Annotated in this window: 3 protein-coding genes and 1 pseudogene; 2 read left to right on the forward strand and 2 right to left on the reverse strand. The window is 58.0% G+C overall.

From position 1 onward, the window contains the following. Window positions 1-573 (forward strand): oxygenase MpaB family protein (locus tag PF446_RS06245; RefSeq protein WP_298070378.1); only part of this gene is annotated, 573 nt, incomplete at its 5' end. A 7-nt stretch (window positions 574-580) separates the two neighbouring features. Here PF446_RS06245 and PF446_RS06250 read toward each other — a convergent pair. Both PF446_RS06250 and PF446_RS06255 read right to left on the reverse strand, forming a co-directional pair. Next, a complete protein-coding gene (locus PF446_RS06250) occupies window positions 581-1,084 on the reverse strand; it encodes a 2'-5' RNA ligase family protein (protein WP_298070379.1) in 504 nt (167 codons plus the stop codon). A gap of 157 nt (window positions 1,085-1,241) precedes the next feature. After that, complete coding sequence (locus PF446_RS06255) at window positions 1,242-1,838, reverse strand: OmpA family protein (RefSeq protein WP_298070380.1); 597 nt, start codon at window positions 1,836-1,838, stop codon at window positions 1,242-1,244. Window positions 1,839-2,118: 280 nt separating this feature from the next. Between PF446_RS06255 and PF446_RS06260 the strand changes: the two are divergent. Then, window positions 2,119-2,447: pseudogene (locus tag PF446_RS06260) on the forward strand (FMN-binding glutamate synthase family protein); the annotation flags it as partial.

Below are 2,447 nucleotides of genomic sequence, written 5' to 3' on the forward strand. Positions count from 1 at the left end.
CATCGCCACATACGTGGCTACACTGCCGACGGCCAACCGTATGCCGCAGATGATCCAGCGCTTCTCACCTGGGTCCACGTGACCGAAGCCTTTGCCTTCCTCCAGGGCTTCCGGCGCTACGCACACTGCAAGCTTCCTGCCCGCGATGCAGATCGGTATTACAACGAAGTTCGTCGTATTGCAGTAGCACTCGGTGCACGCGACGTGCCGGGCAGCGAACGCGCGGTAGGCGATTACCTGAGGGACAGACAGGACGAGCTTCGTTTCGATGATCGTTCGCGGGAAGTGCTGCGCGTGCTGAGTGGGATCCGCCTCCCCGTACCCGCCGCGGGTCTGTCCCGGGAGCTGTTTCTGCATGCGGGAGCAGCTCTGCTTCCGCCATGGGCCCGCCGGATGATGCGACGCACGCCCATGCATCTGGCCAAGGCAAACGTGGCCTCGCATACACTGGCAGCAGTCGCACCGCTGTTCCGCAGCGCGTTGCAAAACGGCATTGCCGCTCAGTCCTGCGCCCGCATGGCTCGAAAGCCCGACCTGCTGCGCGACTTTGAAATGGTCGCCCGATCCGGCTGAATCGCCTTCAGCACCTCAGTGGATAAGCCTTCACGATACGATAGCGTGGGACATGGCCCAGCTCACTGTGCACAAGAGCAAAATCAGTGATCGGCCAGTACACGGGCATGATGGATACTGCATCCGTTGGCTGACGCATGTCACGCAACACGGTCACATGCGGACGAAAGACATTTGTAACACTCTCGGTCACAAGATTGTCGAAAGCATGCAAGACATCGTCCAGCTCATTCCTGAGGCGGACAAGTCTCTGGGGTAGCTCGCGGCATCCCAACCAACCGGCCCCATGACCGAAACTTCCGACCAGATCCAGAGACAAGGTCAACCCTCCCTTGCCGCTGACCATGCTGGCGACTTCCATGGCCGCCGCCTCTGCCTGCGGAAACCGTGAACAGGGATAGCTTCCGAGGAAACGAAGGGTCAGGTGCAGGCGAATATCGGCAGTGCGTCGTCCTCCTGGAGGATCTCTGGCTATCCATGCAGCGGTGGTTCCGCGTATTTTCTGGCGCACGCAAGCATCCGGTCAGAAAGCAAAAAACAGTCGATGGCGATGCCCAGCTGATGTCATGACGTGGATGTTGCATGTCAGACGATGCAGAAACGAAAACGCCCCGGACCTTGAACAAGGTCCGGGGCGCGAAATTCAGCAACGAATAGCCGACCGCAAATCAGCTTCCGGCATAGTCGATGACAAGAGAAACATGACGGTTTTCCGAACCGGCAGGGCCCCACTTGCCCGGCTGGACCTGACGGTTGTGAGCCTCGCCATAGCTGACCGCACGCACCTTGTCCGCATTCATGCCGTCGGTCTGGACCAGGTAATTGCGCACGGCTTCGGCACGCTGCATGCCCAGCTTCTTGTTGAACGCAGCGGAACCGGCAGGATCGGTGAAGCCCTCGACGGTGACCACGGCATTGGCGTGATGGGCATTCATGACCTTGGCGAAGTCGTCAAGCATGGCCTTGTCGCTGTCCTGCAACGTTGACTTGTCGAAGGCGAAATGCGCCACATTGCCAACCTTGATACGGCCTTGCATGGCGGTAATACGGGCATCGTACTTGGCCAACTTGGCCTGCATGTCGGATTTCAGTGAAGTGATCTGCTGCTGCAGGTTTTGGTCCTTGGACTGGAGTTGCTGGAAAGCGGGCAGCTGCTGCACGGCGGCGTTGAGATCCGACTTTTTCACGTAATCGCTGCAACCACCGAGCACAAGCGCGGACATCGCCACGGACAGAAGAAGGCCTTTGGAAGTGTTGGTCAACATGTATAGGGTCCTCGTTGTTTGAATTGGCCACCGATGAGCCCGTCACGGGCGCAACACATCCGGTGCACGTTTCTAAAATACCGCAGATCGATCTTATGGTTCAAAGTTCTCGTCGAAAAAGTTTCGGAAACGTTCAGAATTGGATTTCTACGAAACCGGATCGGCCAAGGATACCCGGCCCGGCAAGAACATGGATTGTTGCCTGCGTGGCTCGCTACACTTGGAACTATACCGCGCGCTCTTCTCGAGTCGCGCGACCTTGTCTCCACCAGGGAGCCCGATGATGCTGCGTCTCTCGTTCTATATTCTTTCCGTGCTCTCGCTTTTGGCGGTCGCCATTCTCGCTCCATTTTATCCCGGAGCCCTGTATTTCCTGCTGCTGATCATTCCGCTGATCGGCATCGGCATCCACGACGTGACCCGAGCGCACCATAACGTGCTGACCAACTATCCGGTCATCGGCCATCTTCGCTACATGATGGAATTCATAAGTCCGGAGATTCGGCAGTATTTTCTGGAAAGCGACAAGAGCGGCCGCCCCTACACGCGCCAGGAACGCGCACTGATCAAGTCCCGTGCCCATGGCCAGGAAGCCGTGCATCCGTTTGG

The sequence above is a fragment of the Oleiagrimonas sp. genome, from assembly GCF_027858935.1.
Classification (GTDB): domain Bacteria; phylum Pseudomonadota; class Gammaproteobacteria; order Xanthomonadales; family Rhodanobacteraceae; genus Oleiagrimonas.